Genomic DNA, 25,604 nt, shown 5'->3' on the forward strand with positions numbered 1-25,604 from the left:
ATGGCCAAGCAGAACGTCGCCGAACAGTTTGTCGACATCCTCGCCCGCGCGGGCGTCAAGCGGCTGTACGGAGTCGTCGGCGACAGCCTCAACCCTGTCGTCGACGCCATTCGGCGCAACTCGGCCATCGACTGGATCCATGTCCGGCACGAGGAGACCGCCGCCTTCGCCGCCGGCGCGGAGGCGCAGATCACCGGCAAGCTCACCGCCTGCGCCGGCTCCTGCGGCCCCGGCAACCTCCACCTCATCAACGGCCTGTACGACGCCCACCGCTCCATGGCCCCGGTCCTCGCCCTCGCCTCGCAGATCCCGTCCAGCGAGATCGGCCTCGGCTACTTCCAGGAGACCCACCCCGACCAGCTCTTCCGCGAGTGCAGCCACTACAGCGAGCTGATCTCCAGCCCGAAGCAGATGCCGAGGCTGCTGCAGACCGCCATCCAGCACGCGGTGGGCCAGTCCGGGGTCAGCGTGGTCTCCCTTCCCGGCGACATCGCCGCCGAGCCTGCCCCGGACAAGCCCCTGGAGACCGCCCTCGTCACCTCCCGGCCCACGGTCCGCCCCGGCGACACCGAGATCGACAAGCTCGTGGCGATGATCGACGAGGCCGAGAGGGTCACGCTCTTCTGCGGCAGCGGCACGGCGGGCGCGCACGCCGAGGTCATGGAGTTCGCCGGGAAGATCAAGTCTCCGGTCGGGCACGCGCTGCGGGGCAAGGAGTGGATCCAATACGACAACCCCTTCGACGTCGGCATGAGCGGACTGCTCGGCTACGGCGCCGCCTACGAGGCCACCCACGAGTGCGATCTGCTGATCCTGCTCGGCACCGACTTCCCGTACAACGCCTTCCTCCCCAGCGATGTGAAGATCGCTCAAGTCGACGTCCGGCCCGAGCACTTGGGCCGCCGTTCGAAGCTGGACCTGGCGGTCTGGGGCGATGTGAAGGAGACCCTGCGCTGCCTCATCCCGCGCGTGAAGCCGAAGGAGAACCGGCGCTTCCTCGACAAGATGCTGAAGAAGCACGCCGATGCGCTCGAAGGCGTCGTCAAGGCGTACACGAGGAAGGTCGAGAAGCACATCCCGATCCACCCCGAATACGTGGCCTCCGTGCTCGACGAACTCGCTGCTGAGGACGCGGTGTTCACGGTCGACACCGGGATGTGCAATGTCTGGGCGGCCCGTTACATCTCGCCCAACGGCCGCCGCCGCGTCATCGGTTCGTTCTCGCACGGCTCGATGGCGAACGCGCTGCCGATGGCGATCGGCGCCCAGTTCACCGACCGGAACCGGCAGGTCGTCTCGATGTCCGGCGACGGCGGATTCTCCATGCTGATGGGTGACTTCCTCACTCTCGTCCAGTACGACCTGCCGGTGAAGGTCGTCCTCTTCAACAACTCCTCCCTGAGCATGGTCGAGTTGGAGATGCTGGTGGCCGGCCTGCCCTCGTACGGCACCACGAACAAGAACCCCGACTTCGCGGCCGTCGCCCGCGCCTGCGGTGCGTACGGTGTCCGGGTCGAGAAGCCCAAGCAGCTTGAAGGCGCCCTGAAGGACGCCTTCAAGCACAAGGGCCCGGCCCTCGTCGACATCGTCACCGACCCCAACGCACTGTCCATCCCGCCGAAGATCAGCGCGGAGATGGTGACGGGGTTCGCGCTGTCCGCTTCGAAGATCGTCCTGGACGGCGGGGTCGGCCGCATGGTGCAGCTGGCCCGCTCGAACCTGCGCAACGTGCCGCGGCCCTAGGGTCAGACTTTCGGGGCACGCCGACTTCGGGTTGTGGCGCCTCATGACTGCCGGTGAGCGGGGCTTGGCGCGTGCAGGGGCAAGGCGGAGGAGGGAGTCGACGCGCTGGGGGGTCCCCCCCCGCGCGAGCGAAGCCGAGCGTGGGGGAGCCGGCGAGTGACGACAACGCGGCGGATGTGCGTGCCGAGCCCCGCGGCCCAGGCGTGATCCGAAAGACAGGTCCTAGCCGGTGAGGGGGGTCCAGCGGCGGCCCGTGTACCAGTAGTGGGGCAGGCCCTTGATGCCACTGGTGCGGAACGGGCGACCGTGGTCGTCGATCCGGACGGTGCCGCTGCGTCCCTGGGAGGACCAGTCGAGTTCGAGGTACCAGCGGCAGTCGCAGTCCTCCGTGCGGGCGTCGACCAGGAGTACTTCCGGGTCGTGGGCCGACACCCTGTACGGCATGCGCCGCGCGGGAAGCGGTTCGCCCGTGTCGCTGCCCGGAACCGCGCGGGTGATGGGCCGGTCGACGTCCAGATCGACGGCGAAGGAGCGGGGGCTCATGTCTCCGCCGCAGCCCTGGTCCATGGCGTAGGCGGTGCCCTTCACGGGGGCGTCGCGCCCCACGACACGCACCCGGAGCGCCTCCAGGACGACGGCCGTGTCCGTCCGCCCCTGCACCGAGACCTCCACCAGCGTCTCGTGCCCGTGCACCGCGCCCTGCGTCATCGCCCGGCGTGGGAGGACCGGAACCACGCGGACGGCATCCTGCGTGCCCAGAACGTCCCGGTGAAGTGGACGGTCACCGACAACGGCACGGCCGAATACACGGAGGCCGCCATCACCCTGACCTGGGGCGACCGCACGACCACCAAGCTCGTCGTCGACATGACCCGCAGGGGCCACAAGATCATCCACATCGGCGACAAGGGCATCGGCGGCAGTAGCGCGCCCGCGGCCTACGCCGGTCGCAGCCGCAGCGTGAGGATCTGGAACGGTCGCAGCTCGAATTCCGACGGGGCTTCGTGCAGCGGCCGTTCCAGCAGGTCGGCCACCTGGGCCCGGGCCACCGGGAAGCCGGTGGTCAGCGTGGCCCGCGCGCGTCCGCCCCGGGACTCGTACAGCCGGACCACCACATCACCACTGCGATCCTCGGCGAGCTTGACCGACTCGACGGTGACGGCCGGGTTGTCGACGCTCACCAGCGGTTCGAGCGACGGCGCCGCGGCCGATCGCAGCGGGAGGTTCAGGGCGAGCCCCTCCGCGACGGCGTCCCCCACACCCGCGCCCGGCAACAGCGCGTAGGTGAACCGGTGCGTGCCCAGATCCGTCTCCGGGTCCGGGCTGTGCGGGGCGCGCAGCAGCGTCAGCCGTACGGTCGTGCCCAGCCCCTGCTCATGCGGCGTGCGGGTCACATCATGGCCGTACGTCGAGTCGTTGAGGACCGCCACGCCGTATCCGTCCTCCGCGACCCGCAGCCAGCGGTGCGCGCAGATCTCGAAGCGGGCTGCGTCCCAGCCGGTGTTGGTGTGGGTGGGACGGTGCACATGGCCGAACTGGATCTCGGCGGCGGAGCGTTCGGCGTGCACGTCGAGCGGGAAGGCGGCCTTGAGCACCTTCTCCGACTCCTGCCAGTCGATGTCCGTGACGATGTCCAGCCGGCGGCTCGCGGCCGTCAGCCGGATCTCCTGGGTGACGCGGGACGTGCCGAAGGCGCGGACGACGCGGACGGTCGCCCGCAGCGGCCCGCTCTCGACGAGCTCAACCGACTCGGCGGCCGTCAGATCCGTGTGCTTGCGCCGGTAGTGCCGGTCGATGTCCCAGGCGTCCCATGCGTTCGGGTGGTCGGGGTGCAGCTGGAGGAGGTTGCCGGGGCCGCTGAGCACTTCGCGGTCGGCCACGCGGTCCCGGACGGAGGCGAGCAGCCCGTCGCGGTCGACCGTCACCCGCATCCACCGGTTCTCCAACAGGATGGTGTCCCCGGTCTGTTCGGCCCGCACGCCCGCTCCGACGCCGGCCGATACGGCCGCACTCCCGAGCCCCGGCACCGTCACCAGCCCGTCCCCGACCACCTCCGTGCGCTCGTACGGCGAGGCATTGAGGATCGCGGGCGAGCCCGGCCCCAGCGCCCGTACCGCCTCGGCCGTGATCTCCTCCAGCTCCGCGAGCACCCGTGCGTAGGTCTCCCGTGCCTCGCGGTGCACCCACGCGATCGACGATCCTGGCAGGATGTCGTGGAACTGGTGCAGCAGCACCGTCTTCCAGAGCCGGTCGAGGGCGTCGTACGGGTAGGTGTACGAGGCGTCGCGTACGGCCGCGGAGGTGCACCACAACTCGGCCTCGCGCAGGGCGTGTTCCGATCTGCGGTTGCCCCGCTTCGTCTTCGCCTGCGAGGTGTACGTGGCCCGGTGCAGCTCCAGATACAGCTCGCCGGACCACACCGGCGCGTGGGCCCCGTACTCCTCCTCGGCGGCCGCGAAGAAGGCCGAAGGTCGCTCGATCGCGACACGCGGCGAGCCCTCCAGGGACCGCAACCGCCGTGCCTTCTCGAGCATTTCGCGGGTCGGGCCGCCCCCGCCGTCGCCCCAGCCGAACGGGACGAGTGAGCGGGTGGCCCGCCCCTTTTCGGCGAAGTTCCTTTCGGCATGGGCGAGTTCACGGCCGTGGAACTGGGAGTTGTAGGTGTCCACGGGCGGGAAGTGGGTGAAGACGCGGGTGCCGTCGATGCCCTCCCACCAGAAGGTGTGGTGGGGCATTTTGTTGGACTGGTTCCAGCTCAGCTTCTGGGTGAGGAACCAGCGGACGCCCGCGAGCTTCGCCAGTTGGGGGAAGGCGGCCGTGTAGCCGAAGGAGTCGGGCAGCCAGATCTCCTCGGTCTCGACGCCCAGTTCCTGTGCGAAGAAGCGCTTGCCGTGGATGATCTGGCGGGCCAGCGCCTCACCGCCCGGCATGTTGGCGTCCGACTCGACCCACATCGAGCCCACGGGGGCCCAATTTCCTTCCTCGACCGCCTTCTTGATGCGTTCCCAGATGTGCGGCTGGTGCTCCTTGACCCAGGCGTACTGCTGGGCCTGCGAACAGGCGAAGAGCAGCTCCGGGTAGTCCTGGGCGAGCGCGGTGACGTTGGCGAAGGTGCGCGACGCCTTGCGGACCGTCTCGCGCAGCGGCCACAGCCACGCCGAGTCGATGTGGGCGTGCCCGGCCGCCGAGATCCGGTGCGCGCTGGCCGAGGCGGGCCGGGACAGTACGTCCGTCAGCTCGGCCCGGGCGGCGGCCGCCGTACCGGACACGTCGTGCAGGTCGAGTGCGTCCAGCATGTCCTCGAGCGCGCGCAGGATCTCGTGCCGCCGGGGCCGGTCCGCGGGCAGCTCGTGCATCAACTCCGACAGCACTTCGATGTCGAGGACGAGCTGCCACACGTCCTTGTCGAGTACGGCGAGATCGGCAGCGGCGAATCGGTAGATGGGCCGATCGCCCGCGGTCAGGACGTCCCCGAGCGACGTCGGCTCGAAGCCGTGCAGCACCGCCGGGTTGGCCGCCGCCTCCAGCAGCAGATGCACGGCCTCGCCTCCCTGCGCGGGCGCGGCGACCGTGAGATGCCGGTTGCGCGGGTGAATTCCCTTGAGGGGTACGCCGGCAGCGTCGTACAGGAGCCCTTCCGCCTGGAAACCGGGTCCGTCGCCTGTGAACCCCGGGTCGATCACCACCTCCACAGGGCGGCCCGCCCACTCCTCGGGCACCCGGCCCTCGATACGGAACCAACTCGTCGACCAGGGCTTTCCCCAGACCGTGCCGGTCGTGAACGGCTCGTACGCGGCCTGCAGTGCCTGGTCGACGGGCACCGGCTCACCGGGCAGATGCCACACGGACAGCACCAGGGGCACCCGGTCCGCGTACTGCGCGGGGCGCAGGAACTGTCGCAGCGCGCGCTCCAGGCGCCCCTCCACCAGCGAACGGTCGTCGTGCACGGCGGCTCCTCGGCGCTCGGACGGCTCTGTGCACAGTGTCACTTCCCCGCCGAGATGCCGCGCATCCGTGCGCGCCCGGCGGGTGGTTGACGATTCGACATGACTGTCGCGTTGCCGACGGGGCATGGATCCCCGTGAACGTGTTCGAGCGGGAGGGAACCGACATCGGCGTGCAGGCGGGGGTCATGAAGAGGCAGGCACGAGGAGGTGGTCCGATGGCCATCGGGGCCTCCTCCGTGAAGGCAGTGGAGGAAGCGGCCGACAAGGCGACCGACCAGCCGGGTGACGCGCAGCTCAGGCGCAGGCTGGGGAGGGCGGACCTGCGGGCCGTGCCGGAGGCCCGGAAGGCACTGAGGGAGCTGTTACGTCACTGGGGGAAGCCGGGAAGGTCCGAGATAGCCGAGCTGCTGACCAGCGAGCTCGTCACCAACGCACTCATTCACACCGACCACGACGCGGTCCTGACGGCCACCGTCGGACCCCACGGACTCCGCGTGGAGGTCCGGGACTTCGTGGGACGCAGGCCCAGACTGCGGGTACCGAACGCCGACGACGGTACGCACGGCAGAGGCCTCGTTCTCGTCCAGTCCCTCGCGGACGCGTGGGGCGTACGGGCGCACGGCGTGGGCAAGGCGGTGTGGTTCGAACTGGACGGCGGCGCGGTGTAGGACACCGCGCCGCCGTTGTCGTCCTGTCCGGGGTCCGGCCGCCGGGCGGCCGGACCGTCCGGGCGCCCGGGATCAGATGTGCGCCCGGGCCTCAGCCGAACTGCTGCTCGAGGTCCTTGAGCTTGCGCTCCAGCGAGTCGAGTCGCGGCAGGGCCATCGTGTCGTCCTCGGCGGTGAGGTCGACGGTGATCGGCTCAGTGCTCTTGCGGACGGGCGTAAGGGAGGGCCGCGAGCGTACGGGCAGCTGCTCCGGCGATATGGCAGGCTCCGCGGTGGCCTGGGCGGGAGCTCGCTCCACGGTGGTCTCCAGCTGCTGTCGAGCATTGCCGCGGCCGGGCAGGCCCCGGTGGCCACGGCTGAGCGCCTTGAGGTGCGCCCGCTCGACCCGCTCCTCGTTGCGGCGGCGCAGTCGGTTCTGCTCCTTCTGGCGCCGGTCCTCGCGCACCTCGTCGACGGCCTCGTCCAGCGAGCGCACGTTCTCCAGGAGCATCAGCGACCAGGCGCTGTACGTCTCACGGGGCGCGCGCAGCCAGCGGACGATGCGGATCTGCGGCAGCGGACGCGGGACCAGGCCCTGCTCACGCAGTGCGGCACGGCGCGTCTGCTTCAGCGCGCGGTCGAACAGCACGGCGGCCGACAGCGACATGCCCGCGAAGAACTGCGGGGCGCCCGCGTGGTCGATGCCCCGGGGCGCGTGCACCCAGTTGAACCAGGCCGCGGCGCCCGCGAACGTCCACACGAGTATCCGGGAGCCGAGCGCCGCGTCACCGTGGCTCGCCTCGCGGACCGCGAGGACGGAGCAGAACATGGCCGCGCCGTCCAGGCCGAACGGGACGAGGTACTCCCAGCCGTCGGAGAGGCCGAGGTTCTGCTCGCCGAAGCCGACCAGGCCGTGGAAGGAGAGTGCTGCGGCGACCGCGGCGCAGCAGAACAACAGCACGTAGGAAGCCGTGCCGTAGACGGCCTCCTTACGCCTGCGGCGCTCCTCGCTGCGCTCCCACGAGTCGTCACTGCTCGCGTTCTCCCCGGACCGCTTGCCGCGCGCGAGCACCGCCACCGCCGCCAGCAGTCCCAGGAGCAAAACGGCGCCCGGAAGCAGCCAGTTCAGCGATATGTCGGTCAGTCTCATCTGGGGTCCCTTGCATTGGGATAGGGCGTAACGCCCGCCATAGTGGCCCAATCCCGTCGGCCCTCAGGGGGTTTCGGGGCAAGAGGCCGCCAAGGATGTGCAAGGGGATGCGCAGGGCGACATTCTGCTCGAACTGCCGCGCGAGGGACGGGAGTTGAGTGCGAATAAGATTACCCGTACGGATGGTTCCACGGAAAGTTCCTGCGACAAGTGAGGAATTTGTGAATCGCCTGTAACCGCACGGGTGTCCCGGTCGTGGATGATCTTACGGGATCCGGGGTCGTGCCCTGTCCTGCGGAAGCCCCAACTGGCGGCGGCGGCCGTCAACTTGGTCACGCGATCCGCGTCGCAGGTGCGCGGGCAGGTGGCGCAGGTGTCCTCGGGGCGCAGTGTGTAGAAGAGGCAGCAGCTCGCCCGGTCGCGGGTGGGCAGCGATACCCCGTTCGGACCGGTCAGTTCGCGGAAGGCGGCGGAGCCCGCGTACGGCTGCGTCGCCCCCGGCGGCAGCAGCTCCAGCTCGCGCATCGCGCGCCGCTCCTCGCCGAGCGGATGGGCGACGTACCAGAGGCCCTCGACGATCTCGTCGGTCGCCATGCCCCACAGGGCCCGGCCGCGCCGCCGCATGCGCGGGCCGAAGCCGCCGAGGACCGGTTCCAGATGCTCGGCGACGGCGGCCCGCACCTGCGCCCGCAGCGTCTCCTCGTCCGGTACGACCTGGGCGCCGGGCAGACCGGCCGCCGGATCGTCGGGCAGACAGGCGAAGGTCGTGACCCGGACGGCCATACGGCCGAGCGCCCGCTCGTATGTGACGTGCTCCACAGGAAAGCGGGGTACGCGGCGCAGCAGGAACCACGGGACGGTGATCAGCAGACAGGCGGGCCAGGCGTACCGGTGCAGCCCGAAGCTCGCCACCACATCCGGCCGCGCCCGCTGTCCGTAGTCCCGGATGACCTGTGTTTCGTCCCACGCCAGGAACGCGTCGAGACCGGCCCCGCCCTCCGCGAGCCGGGCGGCGGAGACCCAGCCGCCGTCCCGCGGGGCCGCCTCCCCGTGTCCCAGCTCCGTGACGCTCAGCCCGGGGAACACCTCGGTCAGCCGGGCGTACGCGTCCGCGACGGGCGAGGAGGCCGGGCGTACGTCGGTGCCGGCCGGGGTGCCGGAGGGGAGGGCGGGAGCGGGCATGCGGGGACCACCGCTTCACGATCGTTTACAGGTAAGGCTTACCTTACCTCGTGTACATGATGTTTGAACTGAGGCCCTGTGCGCCTATGGTGCTTGACGGACGAGTAACAACCCCCGCAATGACCCCCAAGTACCACCAACCCGGAGGAGGACCCCGTGGAGCAGGCCGGCCCGCGCAATGCGCACGGCTCCGCCGGTAGGGGGGCCGGGGTCCCGGACATCCGTACGGGGGCCGTTCGGGTACCCGCACAGCCGCAGGCCGCGGATGTGGACCGCAAGCGGGGTGTCGCCGCCGAGGGCGCCGGTGCCGGCGCTCGCGGAGAGCACACGCACAGCGAGACGCCCATCCCGCGCCCGCGCGCCGAGGGCGCGCGTCCTGTCGTCCAGCGCGCCTCTGTACGCGGACAGATCCTTGACGCCCTGCGCACCGCGCTCGTCGCCGGCGAGCTCGCCCCCGGAGAGGTGTACTCGGCGCCCGCGCTCGGCGAGCGGTTCGGGGTGTCCGCCACGCCGGTACGGGAGGCGATGCAGCAGCTCGCGCTGGAGGGCGCCGTCGAGGTCGTACCCAACAGGGGCTTCCGGGTCGTCGAGCGCGGCACGCGGGAGCTGGCCGAACTCGCCGAGATCCGGGCCCTGATCGAAGTCCCGGTGCTGCTGCGGCTCGCGGGCACCGTGCCCGCGGCCCGCTGGGCGGACCTGCGCCCGCTCGCCGAGGCGACGGTACGGGCCGCCTCCTCGGGCTGCCGCGCGACCTACGCCGAGTCCGACCGGGCCTTCCACCGCGGGGTGCTCGCCCTGGCCGGCAATGTCCAGCTGGTGCAGATCGCCGACGACCTGCACCGCCGCGCCCAGTGGCCCCTGGTCGGCGGCCCCGTGGGCCGAGGCCGCGCGGACCTCGTGGCCGACGCCGCCGAACACACCTCCCTGCTGGACGCGTTGATCGCCGAAGACCTGGCGGTCGTGCAGTCCCTGGTGCGGGAGCACTTCGCCGGAGTGTCCTGACACCGCGGGTAGGTGCCCTTCCGCTCACCCGTGTCACGGATCCGTACGGTCCGCGCAACACACCCCTTCGCCGGGAACCCGGCCCGCCCCGCACGCGTGCCTTCGCGTACACGGCGAGAGCCGGACCGAAACCGGGGGAGAGACCGATGCCCGACCCGTCCTGGATGGCACAGCAGCAGGCACAGCAGGCCGCACAGCAGGCCCAGCAGATCCACCAGAACCAGGTACGCCACCACCGTCAGATGCACGACATGGCCCGCGCCCATGGCCCTCACTCGGGGGCGCCTCAGCTGCACCGCCCCATGTCCTACGGCGGCGGCCGCGGCGGCGGACTGCGCGGCTTCCTCACGCTCCTCGTGATCGTGGCGGTGGTCGTCCACGTGGCCCGCGACCCCGAACTCCGCACCAGCGTGGCGACGTTCGCCCGCAATCTCTTGGCGCACGTCCAGAGCAGCTAGGGCCTGTCGTGTGGATCAGGCCGGGCTCGCGGGGCTCGGCACGCATATCTGCGGCGTTGTCGTCACTCGCCGGCTCCCCCACGCTCGGCTTCGCTCGCGCGGGGGGACCCCCCAGCGCGTCGACTCCCTCCTCCGCCTTGCGGCTGCACGCGCCAAGCCCCGCTCCCTGATCCGGCCTGATCCAAACGACAGGCCCTGGAGGGTTCCGGCGGACTCCGGGTACGGGCGGCCGCGGAAAGGGGCGCGAGGAACTGGGCGACCAGCGACGAACCACCCGCAGCCGCCCGACAGAGATGCTCTCCGCGCTCTCAGGCTGTCGCCGCGGGCGGGGTCAGCTGCTGCGCCAGCCAGGTGGGTACGCCCCCGAGCAACCGGAACAACCGCCCCGCCTCGGCGCGCAGCCGAGACGCCTCGGGCTCGGCCTCCGCGTCGGCCAGGGACGCCAACGCCGGAGCCGTACCCACGAGATACCCCAACTCCTCACGGATCCGCAAAGACTCGGCGAAGCCGTGTCGCGCCTCCGCCAACTCCCCGTCCCGCAGGGCGAGTCCGGCGAGATGCCGCCAGGTGAACGAGAGCAGCAGCGGGTCGCCATGGGCGACCGCCCCCGCGTGGGCGCGCCGGTAGGCGGCCCGCGCGGCCTGCGGCGAGCGCGCGAGGTTCTCGGCCAGCAGCCCGCGCCGGAAGTCGAGCAGGGCTCGCCCGGCGGCGCCCGGCGCGATCAGGGCCGCCGCCCGGCCGAGCGCGGCGCGTGCCTCGTCCGCGCGGTCACGTACGCCGAGCAGAGTGGCCGCGTAGGCGAGCTGTCCGCGCTCGCAGGCCGCCGCGCCCCGCTCGTCGTCGCTCTGCGCCACCGCCTCCGCCGTGCGCAGCGCGTCCTCGGCCTCGGCCCAGCCCTGCTCGGTGTACAGGCACCGCTCGACGAGGAGCGAGGCTCTTTGCAGCGCCGCCTCCGCGGTGTGCGGCTTGAGCAGCGCGGCCGCGTCGGCCCAGCAGGCGCGTGAGCGCAGCCGCCATACCGCGGTCTGGAGTGGATCGTCCCCTGCAGTCGTTCCGGAACCAGACATGGCGGTATGCGCCACGTTGCCCTCCCCGAGCACACCATTGAGCTGTTGAGTGGTGGCATCTCAGCACGGATCGCGGGGCCCGGCCAAGGGGGTGGGTGAAGGATTTCACAAAGTCGTGGGACACCGGCGCCACTTGGGGAGCGTGGGGCCGACGAGCCCGCGACCTCAACTCATGCGCAACGCCAGGAAGAAATCGAGCTTGTCCTCCAGCCGCGACAGGTCCCGACTCGTCAACTGCTCGATACGGCCCACCCGGTAGCGCAGCGTGTTGACGTGCAGGTGCAGACGGGTGGCGCAGCGCGTCCACGAGCCGTCGCAGTCGAGAAACGCCTCCAGCGTGGGGATCAGCTCGGCGCGGTGGCGGCGGTCGTAGTCGCGCAGCGGGTCGAGCAGCCGGGCGGTGAAGGCGCGGCGCACGTCGTCGGGCACGAAGGGGAGCAGCAGCACGTGCGACGCCAGCTCCTGGTGCCCGGCCGCGCACACCCGCCCCGGGCGCGCCGCGGCGACCCGGCGGGCGTGCCGGGCCTCCTCCAGTGCGCCCCGCAGCCCCTCCGCCGAGTGGACGGCGGCGCTGACGCCGAGGGTGAGCCGCCCGTCGTCGTTCAGGCCGGCCGACAGCGGGTCCCGTACGGCCTCCAAGAGCGTGTCGGCGAGCAACCCCGACTCGGAGCCGTCGTGTTCCGCCGACACCGCCGGCAGGGGGACGAGCGCGATCGCCTCGTCACCCGTGTGGGCGACGGCGATACGGTCGGAGTGCTCGGGGCCCGTCGACAGCGGGTCGACGAGGATCTCCTCCAGGAGCGACTGGGCGACCGGACCGCCCTCGATCTCGCCGCCGTCCCACTCGACACGGGCCACGACCACCTGCCAGTGCGGGGCCGCACCGAGCCCGGGCAGCAGCACCGGCGCGGCCACCCGCAGCCGGGCCGCGATCTCGGCCGGCGCGGCGCCCGTCTGCACCAGCTCCAGGACCTCCTGCGCGAGCCGCCGGCGCACCGTGCGCGCGGCGTCCCGCCGGTCGCGCTCCACCGCGATCAGCTGGGTGACGCCCTGGAGCAGGTCGAGCCGCTCGTCGGGCCAGTCCCCGGCGTCCGCCTCGACGGCGAGCAGCCAGTCGGACAGCACCGTCTCGCGCACGTCGCGGGAGGCGCCCGTGGAGCGCCCGGCCGAGCGGATCGGGAAGAGCGAGTACGTCGTCGTGCCGACCGTCACCCGGTGTGGTCCGCGGCGTCCGGTGCGCGTCGCCGCCAGATGCTCGGCGGCCAGCTCGGCGCACACGCCCGTGGGCAGTCCGGGGCCCGTGAGCTTCGAGCCCGCGATGGGCCGCCCGGTGGGCGAGAGGACCCAGGCCCGCAGATCCAGGTCGGTGCCGAGCAGGTCCAGGACCACGTCGGGACCGCCACCGGCCGGGCCCGACGTCATCATCCGCCGGTGCCGGTCCACCACCGCGGCCAGGTCCCCGGCGCGCTCGCCCGAGACCTGCCGTACGACGTGCTCGGTGATCGTCGCGAAGGCCACCGACTCGTTCACCGCGAACAGCGGCAGCCGGTGCCGGGCGCAGGCCACGACGAGGTCGTCGGGGATGTCGCCGAGCTCCGCCTCACCGGCGGCCAGCGCCGCGACCCCGGCGCTCGCGAGGATGCGTACGAAGGGCTCCGAGTCGTCGGCGTCGTGCCGCCAGGCGAGGCCGGTGAGGACCAGTTCGCCGCCGGAGAGATAGCGGCTGGGGTCCTTGAGGTCCGTGGTCATCACACCGCGGACGGTGCGGTCCAGCTCGTCCTCGCCGCCGAGCAGCCGCAGGCCCAGCGCGTCGGTGTTCAGCAGTGCGCGCAGCCGCATTCTCGTCGCCGCCGTTCTTTGTCTCGAAATCTACGATGGATCTGTACTGAGGACCCGGCGAGCGGATTCTCGGACTCCGGAGAGTCGGCCCGCGTGTGCCCAGGACGCCGGTCCCGCCCCCTCCGAGGCTGTGTCCTGGGCTTTCGCGACCTGTGCTCTCTCTGTCCCGGGCCGTGCTTGAAGTTTCCAGAGGAAAACAAGGAGGTTACTGGTGACCTCCGTTCATACGAATCTACAAGATGTGCGCCCTGGCCAGCCAACTCCTTCATGGTTTCGGTGACTGACCCCGGTGTTGTACGGCGCGGTGTACTGACCCCGATCCGCGTGAACAACTCATGAACGAGCCGGGCCGCCGCACACGATCTTTGGCTCAAACAGAACGACCCACGATACGAAGAAGAGAGCCACTCATGGACTTCCTTCGCCCCGCCAGCTGGGAGGAGGCGCTCGCCGCCAAGGCTGAGCACCCCACCGCTGTGCCGATTGCGGGTGGCACCGATGTGATGGTCGAGATCAACTTCGACCACCGTCGGCCCGAGTACCTCCTTGACCTGAACCGCATCGGCGAGCTGAGCGAGTGGGAGGTCGGCGAGGAGAGCGTGCGCCTGGGCGCCTCCGTTCCGTACACCCAGATCATGGAGAATCTGCGCGGCGAGCTTCCCGGCCTGGCCCTGGCCTCGCACACCGTGGCCTCCCCGCAGATCCGCAACCGCGGCGGCGTGGGCGGCAACCTCGGCACCGCCTCCCCGGCCGGTGACGCCCACCCCGCGCTCCTGGCGGCGGGCGCCGAGGTCGAGGTCGAGTCCGTACGCGGCTCGCGGCTGATCCCCATCGACGAGTTCTACACCGGGGTGAAGCGCAACGCGCTCGCGGCGGACGAGCTGATCCGGGCCGTACACATCAAGAAGGCGGACGGCCCCCAGCAGTACTCGAAGGTCGGCACCCGCAACGCGATGGTGATCGCGGTGTGCGCCTTCGGCCTGGCTCTGCACCCCGAGACCCGCACGGTCCGCACCGGCATCGGCTCGGCCGCGCCGACCCCGGTCCGCGCCAAGGCCGCCGAGGAGTTCCTGAACGCGGCGCTCGAAGAGGGCGGCTTCTGGGACAACGGAAAGATCATCACCCCGTCGGTCGCCAAGCAGTTCGCGGACCTGTGCTCCGCCGCCTGCAACCCGATCGACGACGTCCGGGGCACGGCGAGCTACCGCCGCCACGCGGTCGGCATCATGGCCCGCCGGACGCTCACCTGGACCTGGGAGTCGTACCGCGGCACCGCCGCCGGCACGGAGGGAGTCGCGTAATGCGCGTCAATTTCACGGTCAACGGCCGTCAGCAGGAAGCCGACGACGTGTGGGAGGGCGAGTCCCTGCTGTACGTGCTGCGGGAGCGCCTGGGCCTGCCGGGTTCGAAGAATGCCTGTGAGCAGGGCGAGTGCGGTTCCTGCACGGTCCGCCTCGACGGTGTGCCGGTGTGTTCGTGTCTGGTCGCGGCCGGTCAGGTCGAGGGACGCGAGGTCGTCACGGTCGAGGGTCTCGCGGACTTCGCCAAGCAGCGTGCGGAGCACGGCGGTTGCGCGACCGGCGCCTGCGGCACCTCCGGGACGCCGGGCACCTCGCTCGACGAGGCCAAGCACTGGGCGGCGAAGGGCCACGACTCGCAGACCGGCGAGGGTGGCGAACTCTCGCCCATCCAGCAGGCGTTCATCGACGCCGGCGCCGTCCAGTGCGGCTTCTGCACCCCGGGTCTGCTGGTCGCGGCGGACGAGATGCTGGAGCGCACCCCGAACCCGACCGACGCGGACATCCGCGAGGCGCTCTCGGGCAACCTGTGCCGCTGCACCGGCTACGAGAAGATCATGGACGCGGTCCGCCTCGCGGCCGCCCGGCAGTCCGAGGCGGTCTGACGATGGGTACGACTGGTACGCCCACCAACATCACACAGGGCTCCAAGACCAAGGGCGGCATCGGCGAGTCCACGCTGCGCCCGGACGGCACCCTCAAAGTCACCGGCGAGTTCGCGTACTCCTCCGACATGTGGCACGAGGACATGCTGTGGGGTCAGATCCTCCGCTCCACCGTCGCCCACGCCGAGATCGTGTCGATCGACACCTCCGAGGCCCTCGCGCAGCCCGGCGTGTACGCCGTCATGACGTACGACGACCTGCCCACCGAGGTGAAGAACTACGGCCTGGAGATCCAGGACACCCCGGTCCTCGCGCACGGCAAGGTACGCCACCACGGCGAGCCGGTCGCCATCGTCGCCGCCGACCACCCGGAGACCGCGCGCCGCGCCGCCGCCAAGATCAGGGTCGAGTACAGGGAACTCCCGGTCATCACGGACGAGGCCTCCGCGACCGCGCCCGACGCGATCCTGATCCACGAGGGCCGCGACGACCACCACATCGGCCACGTCCCGCACCCGAACATCGTGCACCGCCAGCCGATCGTCCGCGGCAACGTCGAAGAGGCCGCCAAGAAGGCCGACTTCGTCGTCAAGGGCGAGTACACCTTCGGCATGCAGGACCAGGCCTTCCTCGGCCCGGAGTCCGGTCTCGCCGTGCCCTGCGAGGACGGCGGTGTCGAGCTCTACATCGCCACCCAGTGGCTGCACTCGGACCTCAAGCAGATCGCCCCGGTCCTGGGCCTGCCCGAGGACAAGGTCCGTATGACGCTCTCCGGCGTCGGTGGCGCCTTCGGTGGCCGCGAGGACCTGTCGATGCAGATCCACGCCTGTCTGCTGGCGCTGCGCACCGGCAAGCCGGTCAAGATCGTCTACAACCGTTTCGAGTCCTTCTTCGGGCATGTCCACCGTCACCCCGCGAAGCTCTACTACGAGCACGGCGCGACGAAGGACGGCAAGCTCACCCACCTGAAGGCCCGGATCGTGCTCGACGGCGGCGCCTACGCGTCGGCCTCCCCGGCGGTCGTCGGCAACGCCTCCTCGCTGGGTGCCGGACCGTACGTCGTCGACAACGTCGACATCGAGGCCATCGCCCTCTACACCAACAACCCGCCCTGCGGCGCCATGCGCGGCTTCGGCGCGGTCCAGGCGTGCTTCGCCTACGAGGCCCAGATGGACAAACTCGCCGACGCGGTGGGCATGGACCGGGTCGCCTTCCGTCAGCTCAACGCGATGGAGCAGGGGACCATCATGCCGACCGGGCAGGCCGTCGACTCGCCGGCCCCGGTCGCCGAACTCCTGCGCCGTGTCGAGGCGATGCCGCTGCCGCCGGAGCAGCAGTGGCTCGCGGCCGGTGAGGCCGCCGACGTACGCCAGCTGCCGGGCGGCCTCTCCAACACCACGCACGGCGAAGGCGTCGTACGAGGTGTGGGCTACGCGGTCGGCATCAAGAACGTCGGCTTCTCCGAGGGCTTCGACGACTACTCGACCGCCAAGGTCCGGATGGAGGTCGTGGGCGGCGAGCCCGTCGCGACCGTCCACACGGCCATGGCGGAGGTCGGCCAGGGCGGCGTGACCGTCCACGCGCAGATCGCCCGCACCGAGCTGGGCGTCACCCAGGTGACGATCCACCCGGCGGACACACAGGTGGGCAGCGCCGGTTCGACGTCCGCGTCGCGTCAGACGTACGTCACCGGTGGCGCCGTCAAGAACTCCTGCGAGCTCGTGCGCGAGAAGGTCCTGGAGATCGGCCGCCGCAAGTTCGGTACGTACCACCCCGCTTGGGCCACCGCCGAACTCCTCCTGGAGGGCGGCAAGGTCGTCACCGACGGCGGCGAGGTCCTCGCCGACCTGGTCGACGTGCTCGAAGGCGAGCCGGTCGAGGTCGAGGCCGAGTGGCGGCACCGTCCGACGGAGCCCTTCGACCTGCGTACCGGGCAGGGCTTCGGCCACGTCCAGTACACCTTCGCCGCGCACCGCGCGGTGGTCGAGGTGGACACCGAGCTGGGTCTGGTCAAGGTCATCGAGCTGGCCTGCGCCCAGGATGTCGGCAAGGCGCTCAACCCGCTGTCCGTCGTCGGTCAGATCCAGGGTGGCACCACCCAGGGCCTGGGCGTGGCGGTCATGGAGGAGATCATCGTCGACCCGAAGACCGCGAAGGTGCGCAACCCGTCCTTCACGGACTACCTGATCCCCACCATCCTCGACACGCCGACCATCCCCGTCGACGTGCTCGAACTCGCCGACGACCACGCCCCGTACGGGCTCCGTGGCATCGGTGAGGCCCCGACCCTGTCGTCCACCCCGGCCGTCCTCGCGGCGATCCGGAACGCGACGGGTCTGGAGCTCAACCGGACGCCGGTACGCCCCGAGCACCTCACGGGCACGGCCTAAGGCACCGGGCAGGACTCTCCGGGCGGCGAGGGAACGTCACACTTCGCCGCGCCGCCCGGAGTACTCAAGTACCGCACCGCTCGCGGAACTTGGCACATCGGCAAGTCGAGTTGAGTACCAGCCGCAGTCAGTACCGGCGGTACCAGCAGTCCCTATCGTTCGTCTCGGGCCGTCCCCCGGGTCGTGCGGCCGAAGCACCTTCCCAAATCCCGTAGCCGCGCTCGCGGTTGATCAGCCGTCAGGGCGGCTGTGGCGGGTGCCCCTTTGAACCTTGGGAGTAGGCCCACATGACCCAGCAGTCACTGGAGCCGAAGACCGCCGCGGAGGACGCGGGCACGGGTAGCCGTGTCCCGGCCGGACGGTCTTGGCTCGACCGGTACTTTCACATATCCCAGCGGGGAAGCTCGATCGCGCGTGAGGTGCGCGGTGGCGTCACGACGTTCATGGCGATGGCGTACATCCTGCTGCTCAACCCTCTCATCCTGTCCGGCAAGGACGTGGCGGGGGACATGCTCGGCCAGAAGGCCCTGATCACCGCGACCGCGTTCGCGGCGGCCTTCACCACGCTGCTCATGGGCTTCGTCGGCAAGGTGCCGCTCGCCCTAGCCGCCGGACTCTCCGTCTCGGGCGTGCTGTCCTCGCAGGTGGCCCCGCAGATGACCTGGCCCCAGGCCATGGGGATGTGCGTGATGTACGGCGCCGTGATCGTGCTCCTGGTCGTCACCGGCCTGCGTGAGATGATCATGAACGCGATTCCGCTGGCACTCAAGCACGCGATCACCATGGGCATCGGCCTGTTCATCGCACTGATCGGCCTGGTGAAAGCGGGCTTCGTCCACCAGGGCAAGTCGACTCCGGTCACGCTCGGCCCGACCGGTGAACTCGCCGGCTGGCCGGTCCTGCTCTTCGCGGCGACCCTGCTGCTGATCTTCATGCTCCAGGCGCGGGGCGTTCCCGGCGCGATCCTCATCGGCATCGTCTCCGGCACGGTCGCGGCCGTCATCCTCAACGGCCTCGGCGTCATCGACCCCAAACAGTGGGCCAGCGGCGCTCCCGAACTGCACGGCAGCGCGGTCTCGATGCCGGACTTCTCGCTCTTCGGCCATGTCGAGTTCGGCGGCTGGGGCCAGGTCGGCGCGATGACGGTCGGCATGATCGTCTTCACTCTCGTGCTCGCCGGGTTCTTCGACGCCATGGCCACCATCATCGGCGTCGGCACCGAGGCCAACCTGGCCGACGACAAGGGGCGGATGCCCGGCCTGTCCAAGGCGCTGTTCATCGACGGCGTCGGCGGAGCGGTCGGCGGTGTCGCCGGCGCGTCCGGCCAGACGGTCTTCGTCGAATCGGCGACCGGCGTCGGTGAGGGCGCCCGCACGGGCCTCTCCTCGGTCGTCACCGGCCTGTTCTTCGCGGCCTGCCTCTTCTTCACCCCGCTGACGGCGATCGTCCCCGGCGAGGTGGCGGCGGCAGCGCTGGTCGTCATCGGCGCGATGATGATGATGAACGCCCGCCATGTGGACTGGGCCGACCGCGCCACCGCGATCCCGGTCTTCCTGACCGTGGTGATCATGCCGTTCACGTACTCCATCACCGCGGGCGTCGCGGCCGGAGTCATCAGTTACGTCGCCATCAAGATCGCCCAGAGCAAGGCCCGGGAGATCGGAGCGTTCATGTGGGGCCTGACGGCGATCTTCCTGGTCTACTTCGCCCTCAACCCCATCGAGAGCTGGATGGGCGTGCACTGACGCCCACGGTCCTGTCGCCGAACCGGCGCCTGCCGCGCGGCGACAGGACCCGCCCTGCACACCACCGCTGTTACGTCGTCCAAGGAGACCGAGACATGCTGGACATCGCCGAAGAGCTGCACCGGTGGGTCGAGCAGGGACGCGACTTCGCCGTGGCCACCGTGGTGGCCGTCGGCGGCAGCGCACCCCGCCGGCCGGGCGCCGCACTCGCCGTCGACCGCGACGGCACGGCGATCGGCTCGGTCTCCGGCGGTTGCGTGGAGGGCGCGGTCTACGACCTGTGCCAACAGGCGCTGGAGGACGGCGAGACGGTCCTCGAACGCTTCGGCTACAGCGATGAGGACGCCTTCGCGGTCGGCCTGACGTGCGGCGGCATCATCGACATCCTGGTGACGCCGGTCCGTTCCGGCGACCGCGCCAGGCCGGTGCTCGCGACGGCGCTGGCCGCCGCCGCGGCCGGGGAGGCGGCGGCGGTCGCGCGGATCGTGAGCGGCCCCGGCGAACTGCTGGGCCGTGCGGTGCTCGTCCGCTCCGACGGCTCCCACGAGGGCGGCTTCGGCGCCCACCTCGAACTGGACCGCACGGTCGTGGGCGAGGCGGCCGCCTTCCTGGACGCGGGCCGCACCGGCACCCTGGAGATCGGAGAGCAGGGCTCTCGTTGCGGAGCACCGCTCACGGTACTGGTGGAGTCCTCGGTGCCGCCGCCCCGGATGATCGTCTTCGGCGCCATCGACTTCGCGTCTGCGTTGGTCCGCATCGGCAAGTTCCTGGGCTACCGCGTCACCGTCTGCGACGCCCGCCCGGTCTTCGCCACCGCCACCCGTTTCCCCGAAGCCGACGAGATCGTCGTCGAGTGGCCCCACAAGTACCTGGAGCGCACCGAGGTCGACTCCCGCACGGTGCTGTGCGTCCTGACCCACGACGCCAAGTTCGACGTACCGCTGCTCCGGCTCGCGCTGCGGCTGCCGGTGGCGTACGTGGGCGCGATGGGGTCGCGCCGGACGCATCTCGACCGCAATGAGCGCTTGCGGGACGTGGGCGTGAGCGACCTGGAGCTGGCGCGGCTCAGGTCGCCGATCGGCCTGGATCTGGGGGCACGTACGCCCGAGGAAACGGCGCTGTCGATCGCCTCGGAGATCGTGGCCAATCGGCGTGGGGGGAGTGGGGTTTCGCTTACGGGGGCGCACACGCCGATTCATCATGAGGGGGCGTCGGCGCCTGCGGCGCGGATCGGGTCGGTGGCCTGACCGACCTACCCACCTGCGGGAAGGGTCCGCCACAAGCCGTGGCGGACAGGACTGGTGCAATCCGCCGAACCGGGGCCTCGGCGCCCGCCCGACCCTGCGCATCGGCGACCCGTTGCAGGACGCCCGGCTGTGGATCAAGACGCCCGGCGAATCGGACGGGCTGTGTCTGCGCGGTACGGCGGGGCCCCAGGACCCGGAACGGGGGATGGTCGACCCGGATGCGGGGGACTGGTTCCCCGAACAGGCTCTGGAGCTCGTCCGTTTCACCGACCCGCCGATCTTCAGCGGGCCTTGAGGCCGGGCAGGGCCGGCTCCTCCGGGCTGTCCGCGCCTACCGGTCGGGCGGCGGCCTCGACCGGGGTGACGGCGCCGATGCGCCGCAGGCTCCGGCCGGGTACGGGGGCGGCGCTTCGTCCGCCCCGGGGCACGGCGGTGAGCCGGACCACGACCGGGCGGATCGCTCCGGGACAGGGCACGGTCGGCGCCGCCTCAGGCGGAGTCGCGTCAGCGGTTGGTGATCGGCCGGCGGCGGTCCTTGCCGGAGCCCATGGTCTGCCCAGGCCTCCGGCGGCGGTCCTTGCCGGAGCCCATGGTCTGCCCAGGCCTCCGGCGGCGGTCCTTGCCGGAGCCCATGGTCTGCCCAGGCCTCCGGCGGCGGTCCTTGCCGGAGCCCATGGCCTGCCCAGGCCCTCAATCCCGGCGCAGCAGCCCGTCCAGCGCCCGCCCGAACATCCACCGCGCCGCCCACCTCAGCGGCCGGTCGGCAGCCCGGGGCAGCCACCGCACCCTCAGCTCCTCCCGCCAGAGCACCTGTGAGCCCCCGTCGGCCGCCGGGCGCACCTCGATCTCGGCCCACCCGGTGACGAAGGTGCCGCGCTTGACCAGCCGGCACGTCCCCGGACCCTCGTCCCGCGGTGGCTGCCATGTCACGACCTCCATGGGGTCCTCGAAGGCCAGGGGACCCGCCCCCGACCGCGCCACGAACACCGTGCCCTCCCGCGTCGGCGGCGGCGTGAGGACAGTGACCCGGGTCAGCGGGACGACGTCCGCGTGCCGGGGCCAGTCGGTGAGGCACCGCCAGCTCTCGTCGACCGGGCGCGGGGACAGGCGTTCCAGCAGGAAGAGGACCACCGGGTGATCGTAAGCAGTCGAACGGGAAGTGAATTCTCACGCAACCGCCTGATATCGGGCGCCATCGCCCTACCATTCCCTCATGGGGCGAGCAATGCCACCGCCCCCAGGGGGAGTTGGTCACCATGGCGCTGAAGGCGTACGGCGTACTGATCACACGGGCGGTCGACACCCGCCGAGAGGGATCCGTCGACACCCCGCACTACCAGATCCATCTGACGGATGATCAAGGGACCCACTACCGTGCGGCGGTGAACGTGATGTCCCAGGAGCGACCCTCCGAGTTGCTCTATCTCGTCGACGACGACTTCCAGCACCCGGTCACCGCGCACCTGGAAGGCCTGGCCTCCGGCTGGAACACGTTGCCGCCGGGCCCCGGTGGCCCGAACCTCGACTTCGTACGGGGCAACCTCTTCGACCCCGCGAAGATGCGTCCGCTGCCACCGGACGTGGAGGGTGCCGACAACGACCTGGCCGACCTGCTCGACCACTACGTACGGCGCGCGGTGGGCGACCCGGCCGCCCGGATGTACGTCTTCGGCGAGCGCTTCGGTCCCGAGCCGACCGTCCGGGACAAGATCTTCGGCTTCCTGCCCGGAAACGGCGTGCACGACATCCATATGAACCAGGGCAACAGCGCCCGCTTCCAGGACGACGACGGAGTCTGGCAGGACGGCGGACTGCTCATCCACTTCCCGGCCCAGTCGCGCTGGGTGGGTGTCTTCCTCGCCTTCCAGAGCCAGGCCTGGCACACGGACGACATCACCGGTCACGCAGTCGTCCCGCCCGACGACTCCCGCCCCGACCCGGGCGGTCAACCGGTGCGCATCGTGGCGGCCCTCGTGAACCCCCGCGGCCCGGCGCCCGAATCCGAGAACGTCACGCTCATCAACGCCTCGCCCGACCCGGTCGACCTCACCGGCTGGCGCGTCGCCGACCGGCTCGGCCACACCTGCGCAGTGCCTCCAGGGCGACTCGCCGCCGGTGCCGCCCTGGTGGTCCGCCTCACGGACGGAGTCCAACTGGGCAACAGCGGCGGCCGGATCACCCTGCTGGGTGCCGACGGCCTGAAGGTGCACGGCGTCTCGTACACCGCCCAGCAGGCCGCACGCGAGGGCTGGACCGTGGTGTTCTGAGGGCCTGCGAAGTCCCTTTCGCCGCCCTTGTCCAGCGGATGTACGGGAGGTGCTGCGGCGGTCGGAGGACTTCTCGTCGGTCAAGGGCACCATATTTACACCGCAGTTCGTCGGCCGCCTAGTGATCACGGCGACCGTACGACTGCACGTCCGCGCCGCATGGAATCGTGCATAAACGGCCTGGATCGCGGCAACCCGGGTACGCGATCCGGCCTTGCAGTCCGCATTGGTCGAGGACGGTACGGGATTGCCTGAGTCGTAGCCGGCGTCCAGGTGCATGGTGACGTCGTCGGGCATCGGGTCCGGGGTGGGGAAGCAAGGGCGAGTCGTGGCAGTTCGCTCCGGCCAGTACGCGGCCGAGCAGAATTCCGTAGCCGTCCGTCATTCCCGAGCGTTTGAGACCTTGATTACCGCGGTCGACCGGTGAGCGTCCGGCGGCTTCTCCGCCTCCGGGTGCTTTGGTGATCGACCCGTCGATGGCGATCTGGTCTAGGACGAGACCGACGATGCGGTCGTAGGACTCCAAGGCGATGCGCTGGAGCCGGGCGAAGGCGCCCGGTCGGATCCACTCGTCACGGCGGTTGCGGATCGTGGTGGCCGAGCACGTCGTGTCGGCGATCGTCTGACAGGAACAGCCGAAGCGCAGGAGCTGGAGCAGCTTGTCGAAGACGATCCGGCCGCTGATCCGCGGGCGGTGGCAGCCAGGCGGGTGGGCCGGATCGTAGACCGGCCGTGGCGGCAGCAGCGCCGCGAATTGGTCCCAGAGGGGTTCGGTCAGCCATGATGGCAAGGCAGGCACAGGTCTCCCGGTGATCACAGAGCATCGCAACTCCATGATCACCAGGCCCTGTGCCTGTGCTGCTGCCGAGGTATCCGAACGCGCCTGCCTGGGCGACCTCTTAGAACATCTCCGTAGTTCGAGGGGATTGACAGACAAGACCTCCGCTCAACCTGACGACGCCACCTGCCCTGCTGCTCAACTGCTGTGCCGCCCAGTACTCACTGCCGCCCGAGAAGTCGCTCGGCCCACGGAGACGGCGGACGTGATGCGCGAGCCGGCCGCGGAGCCCGATGTCTCCTGGCCGTGTGACGCACGCCACGGGAACCTGCCATGCCGCGCGGACAAGACTGGACGTGGACTACTCATTGCACACCCGGATACGGGGAGGCGACCCCGAGGCGTTCCGCGAGCTCTTCCGTGACCACGCCCGACTGGTCTACCGGCACGCGGTGCGCGTGACCGGGGACTGGACCGTCGCCGAGGAAATCGTCTCGCTGACCTTCTTGGAGGCGTGGCGGCTGCGCGCCAAGCTGCGGGACGAGGGCGAAAGTCCGCGGCCCTGGCTGATGGGCATCGCCGTGAACGTACTGCGCAACACCACCCGCGCTGCGCGCCGCCACCGGCGGGCCCTGGAGCGTCTGCCGGCCAGGGAAACGGTCCCGGACTTCGCCGACGAACTCGTCGGCCGCATAGCCGATGCCGACCAGCTGGCTGCCGCCCAGCGGGCGCTGAAGAGGCTGAACCGGAGCGAGCGCGAGGTCTTCACGCTCTGTGTGTGGTCCGGGCTCGGCTACGCGGAGGCGGCGGCCGTGCTCGGCGTCCCGGTCGGCACCGTGCGCTCGCGCCTGTCCCGTGCCCGCAAACGGCTGAGCAAGCTGGCCGACGAAGAACTGAGGAAACGCAGGGAACCGCTACCGCGCAACGGACAAGTACAGGGCGGCCGCACTTCTGCGGCCCGGTCACATGAGTCGTACGAGGAGAGGTCCGAATGATCCGCAAGAAGTCTCGGCGTGAGGAGTCGCTGGACCACGCGGAACTGGCCCGGTTGCTGCCGGCGCCGGGAGACCCGCACCTGTCGCTCGACCGTCACCTGCTTCTCGAGGAGCACCTGATGAGCGAGATCCAGCCCACTGCACCCGCCCCTGCGCCGTCCCGCCGCGTGGCACGCCGTGTCCTTCTGATCGGTGTCCCGGTCACCGCTGCCGCCCTGGCCGGCGCATTCGCCTTCACCGCGCTGACCAGTTCCGGGGGCAGCGGCATGACCGCGGCCACCCCGCCTCCGGTCGAGGCACCGGTCGTCCGCATCGAGCCCGGCAGCACCGCCCAGCTCGCCTCCACCGTCGAGCACATCGCCGCCGCCGCCTCGGCCCGCAAGACGCCCGAACCCGGCCCGGGCCAGTACATCTACATCAAGAGCATGGTCTCCTTCCTCTGCGTCTTGCACACCGACACGGTCGAGTCCAAGACCTTGGTCCAGCCCCTGCATATCCGTGAGGTCTGGAATTCCCCCGACGGCAAGCAGGGTTGGCTGGACGAGCCCGGCTACCAGCCCAAGGGCGGTGTCACCCTCGACAGCGACGTCGAGAGCAGCTTGAACGGCCCCTCCTACTACTACCTCAAGACGCTGCCCACCGACCCGGACGCCTTGCTGAAGAAGATCTACGAGGAGACCAAGGGCCAGGGGAACTCCCCGGACCAGGAGGCATTCACCACTGTCGGTGACCTGCTCAGGGAGCAGCTCGCACCGGCGAAGCTGAACGCGGCGCTGTACCGGGCCGCGGCCAAGATCCCCGGGGTTGTGGTGGTGGACCATGCCAAGGACGCCGCGGGACGCGAGGGCATCGCCCTGGCCCGGGTCGACCAGCAGAGCGGCGATCGCACCGAGTGGATCTTCGACCGCAAGACGTACGCTTATCTCGGCAGCCGCGGTGTCCAGGTCAAGCAGGCCGACGACGTCAAGCCTGGCACGGTCCTCGAATCCACCGCCGTGCTGGAGCGGGCCGTCGTCGACGCCCAGAAGCAGCGCCCCGGCGCGCAAGGTACCGGTGCGTGAGAACGCGATCGCCCCGCTGGGCAGTGCGTATGTTGCCACGCGATCAGGACCGGCGCGTCGAGCAGTACTCCCGTCGTCGCGGGTGTCGGTCTCGCGGTCGTGGTTGGTCGGCACTGGCGTAGTGCGCATCGCGCGCAGGCGCCGTACGGCCGGCCAGAGCTGACGGCAGGCAACACAACGCTA

Annotated in this window: 19 protein-coding genes and 4 pseudogenes; 14 read left to right on the top strand and 9 right to left on the bottom strand. The window is 70.6% G+C overall.

The features are described from left to right. Positions 1–1,743: a pyruvate dehydrogenase gene (locus OG390_RS39965; RefSeq protein ID WP_406174768.1), complete on the top strand. Its 1,743-nt coding sequence runs from the start codon at positions 1–3 to the stop codon at positions 1,741–1,743. A 222-nt stretch (positions 1,744–1,965) separates the two neighbouring features. Here the strand turns inward: OG390_RS39965 and OG390_RS39970 are convergent. Then, positions 1,966–2,454 (bottom strand): annotated as a pseudogene (locus OG390_RS39970) (transcriptional regulator); the annotation flags it as partial. Positions 2,455–2,457: 3 nt separating this feature from the next. Between OG390_RS39970 and OG390_RS39975 the strand changes: the two are divergent. Beyond that, positions 2,458–2,664 (top strand): annotated as a pseudogene (locus tag OG390_RS39975) (hypothetical protein); the annotation flags it as partial. Positions 2,665–2,681: 17 nt separating this feature from the next. Here OG390_RS39975 and OG390_RS39980 read toward each other — a convergent pair. Then, a complete protein-coding gene (locus OG390_RS39980) occupies positions 2,682–5,690 on the bottom strand; it encodes an alpha-mannosidase (RefSeq protein ID WP_406174769.1) in 3,009 nt (1,002 codons plus the stop codon). Between the two features lie 245 nt (positions 5,691–5,935). Between OG390_RS39980 and OG390_RS39985 the strand changes: the two genes are divergently transcribed. Then, positions 5,936–6,358: an ATP-binding protein gene (locus OG390_RS39985; protein ID WP_406178141.1), complete on the top strand. Its 423-nt coding sequence runs from the start codon at positions 5,936–5,938 to the stop codon at positions 6,356–6,358. Positions 6,359–6,449: 91 nt separating this feature from the next. Here OG390_RS39985 and OG390_RS39990 read toward each other — a convergent pair whose 3' ends face one another. Both OG390_RS39990 and OG390_RS39995 read right to left on the bottom strand, forming a co-directional pair. Next, a complete protein-coding gene (locus OG390_RS39990; RefSeq protein WP_406174770.1) occupies positions 6,450–7,487 on the bottom strand; it encodes a DUF2637 domain-containing protein in 1,038 nt (345 codons plus the stop codon). Positions 7,488–7,796: 309 nt separating this feature from the next. Next, positions 7,797–8,669 (bottom strand): annotated as a pseudogene (locus OG390_RS39995) ((2Fe-2S)-binding protein); the annotation flags it as partial. Between the two features lie 156 nt (positions 8,670–8,825). On the opposite strand from OG390_RS39995, the gene OG390_RS40000 reads away from it, so the two are divergent. Both OG390_RS40000 and OG390_RS40005 read left to right on the top strand, forming a co-directional pair. Further along, complete coding sequence (locus OG390_RS40000; protein WP_406174772.1) at positions 8,826–9,671, top strand: GntR family transcriptional regulator; 846 nt, start codon at positions 8,826–8,828, stop codon at positions 9,669–9,671. A 146-nt stretch (positions 9,672–9,817) separates the two neighbouring features. Beyond that, entirely contained in the window at positions 9,818–10,129 is a 312-nt protein-coding gene (locus OG390_RS40005; protein WP_406174773.1) for a hypothetical protein, read from the top strand. A gap of 308 nt (positions 10,130–10,437) precedes the next feature. Here the strand turns inward: OG390_RS40005 and OG390_RS40010 are convergent, their stop codons facing one another. Both OG390_RS40010 and OG390_RS40015 read right to left on the bottom strand, forming a co-directional pair. Continuing rightward, positions 10,438–11,211, bottom strand: coding sequence for a hypothetical protein (locus OG390_RS40010; protein WP_399087634.1), 774 nt, complete (start codon positions 11,209–11,211; stop codon positions 10,438–10,440). Between the two features lie 150 nt (positions 11,212–11,361). Continuing rightward, positions 11,362–13,035, bottom strand: a complete 1,674-nt coding sequence (locus tag OG390_RS40015) for a PucR family transcriptional regulator (RefSeq protein ID WP_406174775.1) — start codon at positions 13,033–13,035, stop codon at positions 11,362–11,364. Between the two features lie 410 nt (positions 13,036–13,445). Between OG390_RS40015 and OG390_RS40020 the strand changes: the two genes are divergently transcribed. From OG390_RS40020 to OG390_RS40045, 6 genes are all read left to right on the top strand, one after another. Then, complete coding sequence (locus OG390_RS40020) at positions 13,446–14,336, top strand: FAD binding domain-containing protein (RefSeq protein WP_406174776.1); 891 nt, start codon at positions 13,446–13,448, stop codon at positions 14,334–14,336. Then, positions 14,336–14,938, top strand: coding sequence for a (2Fe-2S)-binding protein (locus tag OG390_RS40025; RefSeq protein WP_406174778.1), 603 nt, complete (start codon positions 14,336–14,338; stop codon positions 14,936–14,938). The genes OG390_RS40020 and OG390_RS40025 overlap by 1 nt, the downstream gene beginning before the upstream one ends. A gap of 2 nt (positions 14,939–14,940) precedes the next feature. Continuing rightward, the gene (locus OG390_RS40030) at positions 14,941–17,328 is read left to right on the top strand and encodes a xanthine dehydrogenase family protein molybdopterin-binding subunit (protein ID WP_406174779.1); all 2,388 of its coding nucleotides are present in this window, start codon (positions 14,941–14,943) and stop codon (positions 17,326–17,328) included. Positions 17,329–17,615: 287 nt separating this feature from the next. Continuing rightward, a complete protein-coding gene (locus OG390_RS40035) occupies positions 17,616–19,073 on the top strand; it encodes an NCS2 family permease (protein ID WP_406174780.1) in 1,458 nt (485 codons plus the stop codon). 95 nt (positions 19,074–19,168) lie between these two features. Then, positions 19,169–20,320, top strand: coding sequence for an XdhC family protein (locus OG390_RS40040; protein WP_406174782.1), 1,152 nt, complete (start codon positions 19,169–19,171; stop codon positions 20,318–20,320). Continuing rightward, on the top strand, positions 20,274–20,615 hold the full coding sequence (locus OG390_RS40045; RefSeq protein ID WP_406174784.1) for a glycoside hydrolase family 6 protein: 342 nt from the start codon (positions 20,274–20,276) through the stop codon (positions 20,613–20,615). The genes OG390_RS40040 and OG390_RS40045 overlap by 47 nt, the downstream gene beginning before the upstream one ends. Here OG390_RS40045 and OG390_RS40050 read toward each other — a convergent pair. Further along, entirely contained in the window at positions 20,602–20,796 is a 195-nt protein-coding gene (locus OG390_RS40050; RefSeq protein WP_406174786.1) for a hypothetical protein, read from the bottom strand. The genes OG390_RS40045 and OG390_RS40050 overlap by 14 nt on opposite strands. 214 nt (positions 20,797–21,010) lie before the next feature. Next, complete coding sequence (locus OG390_RS40055) at positions 21,011–21,451, bottom strand: SRPBCC family protein (protein ID WP_406174788.1); 441 nt, start codon at positions 21,449–21,451, stop codon at positions 21,011–21,013. 125 nt (positions 21,452–21,576) lie between these two features. On the opposite strand from OG390_RS40055, the gene OG390_RS40060 reads away from it, so the two are divergent. Further along, positions 21,577–22,587 carry a DUF2278 family protein gene (locus OG390_RS40060; protein ID WP_406174790.1) on the top strand — a complete coding sequence of 337 codons (1,011 nt, stop codon included), beginning with the start codon at positions 21,577–21,579 and terminating at the stop codon, positions 22,585–22,587. A gap of 181 nt (positions 22,588–22,768) precedes the next feature. Here OG390_RS40060 and OG390_RS40065 read toward each other — a convergent pair. Next, positions 22,769–23,386: pseudogene (locus OG390_RS40065) on the bottom strand (transposase); the annotation flags it as partial. Positions 23,387–23,721: 335 nt separating this feature from the next. Between OG390_RS40065 and OG390_RS40070 the strand changes: the two are divergent. Then, on the top strand, positions 23,722–24,360 hold the full coding sequence (locus OG390_RS40070) for an RNA polymerase sigma factor (RefSeq protein WP_406174791.1): 639 nt from the start codon (positions 23,722–23,724) through the stop codon (positions 24,358–24,360). Further along, complete coding sequence (locus tag OG390_RS40075) at positions 24,357–25,421, top strand: CU044_5270 family protein (RefSeq protein ID WP_406174792.1); 1,065 nt, start codon at positions 24,357–24,359, stop codon at positions 25,419–25,421. Before OG390_RS40070 ends, OG390_RS40075 begins: the two co-directional genes overlap by 4 nt. Positions 25,422–25,604 lie beyond the last annotated feature (183 nt).

Origin of the sequence: Streptomyces sp. NBC_00996, from assembly GCF_045162675.1 — a bacterium.
GTDB lineage: Bacteria > Actinomycetota > Actinomycetes > Streptomycetales > Streptomycetaceae > Streptomyces.